The organism is Mesobacillus boroniphilus JCM 21738, assembly GCF_000517385.1.
In the GTDB taxonomy this organism is placed as follows: Bacteria; Bacillota; Bacilli; order Bacillales; family Cytobacillaceae; genus Mesobacillus; species Mesobacillus boroniphilus.
Genome location: NZ_BAUW01000200.1, coordinates 1 through 1,770 on the forward strand (window position 1 = coordinate 1; position 1,770 = coordinate 1,770).

A 1,770-nucleotide genomic window follows, 5' to 3' on the forward strand; every position below is an offset into this window, starting at 1 on the left:
TTGGTCAGCCCCGACAAGCGCTGAAGCAGAAATATTTTCCACTACATTAAAAGGCAGAAGCATCTGCGCTTCTGCCTGAAAAAGTGTGATTTATTTTGCCAAACGCACGACATCACGAGCGATCATGACTTCCTCGTCTGTCGGGATGACCATTACTTTTACTGGAGAATGCGGGTAGCTGATGAATGCTTCTTCGCCGCGCACCTTGTTCAAAGCAGGATCCCAGTAGATGCCCATGAACTCAAGGCCCTGCAGGACACGTGCACGGATTGCCGAACTGTTTTCTCCAATACCAGCAGTAAAGATGATTGCGTCGACACCGCACATGCGTGCTGCATAAGAACCGATGTATTTATGGATTCTGTCCGCGAAAACTTTTAGTGCAAGCTCAGCACGTTTATTTCCTTTTTCTGCTTCGTCTTCGATGTCACGGAGGTCACTTGAGAAACCGGATACACCAAGCATACCGCTCTCTTTGTTCAGGACGCCCAATACTTCATCAGCAGTTTTATCTGTTTTTTCCATGATGTATGGAATCAATGCCGGGTCAATGTTACCTGAACGAGTTCCCATCGTCACACCTGCAAGCGGAGTGAATCCCATGGATGTATCGATAGATTTACCGCCTTCGATTGCCGCGATACTTGCACCATTTCCAAGGTGGCAGGAAATCAGGCGCAGGTGCTCGACAGGACGGCCAAGCATCTCTGCTGCACGCTGGGAAACATACTTGTGTGATGTACCATGGAAACCGTATTTACGGATTCCGTACTTTTTATAGTAGTCGTATGGAAGACTGTAAAGGAATGAGTTCTCAGGCATCGTCTGGTGGAAAGCTGTATCAAACACAGCAATCGCCGGAACATTCGGCAGTACCTGCTGGAATGCGCGGATACCAGTCAAGTTAGCTGGATTATGCAGTGGCGCAAGCTCTGAAAGCTCCTCGATTTTTTGTAAAACTTCTTCGGTAATCAATACAGAATCGCTGAATTCTTCACCGCCATGAACGACACGGTGGCCGATTCCTTCGATTTCATCAAGTGACTGGATGATTCCCAAAGACGTCAGTTTATCTAGAAGGATTTTTACAGCAACCTCATGATTCGGAATATCAGTAACTTCCTTATTTTTTTCTCCATTTACCGAGATCGTGAAGATAGAATCCTTAAGACCGATTCTTTCTACAATACCTTTTGTGATGACTTCTTCGCTTGGCATTTCGAACAATTGGAACTTAAGTGACGAACTGCCGGCATTGATTGCAATTATTTTAGACATTTTATACCGCTCCTCTTATATAACAACCTGATTAAAAATACAGTGAAATAGTACACCATTATTGTGTGCCACAGGCCGTAATTATATCTCTCATTTCCCCATTTAAACACTGTCTTTTTCACATTTCAAGCAAAGCTTTTCCAAACGGGAAATGAGTTTTTATTCAGATACTTCTAATGATTAGAAAAAACATTAGCATGTTTTATATACCTGAAACAAATAAGAAAAGCGCAAGCGCCTTGATCAGCCCCGACAAGCGTTGGAGGGCCGACCGGTGAAGTCGCTCTTTGACTTCATCGGGCGGATCGAAACGTCTCGAGGGGCTAGGCGCTGGAGCTGGATTAAGAAAACCTGGATAGTTATCCACACTGAAAATATTTTGTAATTTCCTCACTAGCGTTGCATAAAGAAAATTAATTATTGTCAACTCAGAAATATCAACTAGTTATTAACATTAATGTTAAATATAACCTTTAATATGTATAAAAAAAT

1 protein-coding gene is annotated in these 1,770 nt (G+C 43.1%); it reads right to left on the bottom strand.

Annotated features, from left to right (window positions below; translation table 11 throughout):
• Positions 1-90 precede the first annotated feature (90 nt).
• The gene (locus JCM21738_RS21700; RefSeq protein ID WP_023626987.1) at positions 91-1,278 is read right to left on the bottom strand and encodes an acetate kinase; all 1,188 of its coding nucleotides are present in this window, start codon (positions 1,276-1,278) and stop codon (positions 91-93) included.
• Positions 1,279-1,770 lie beyond the last annotated feature (492 nt).

What these genes read in the sequence shown, in the direction of transcription:
- JCM21738_RS21700 (WP_023626987.1), bottom strand. Translation starts at nt 1,278, where the DNA reads ATGTCTAAAATAATTGCAATCAATGCCGGCAGTTCGTCACTTAAGTTC.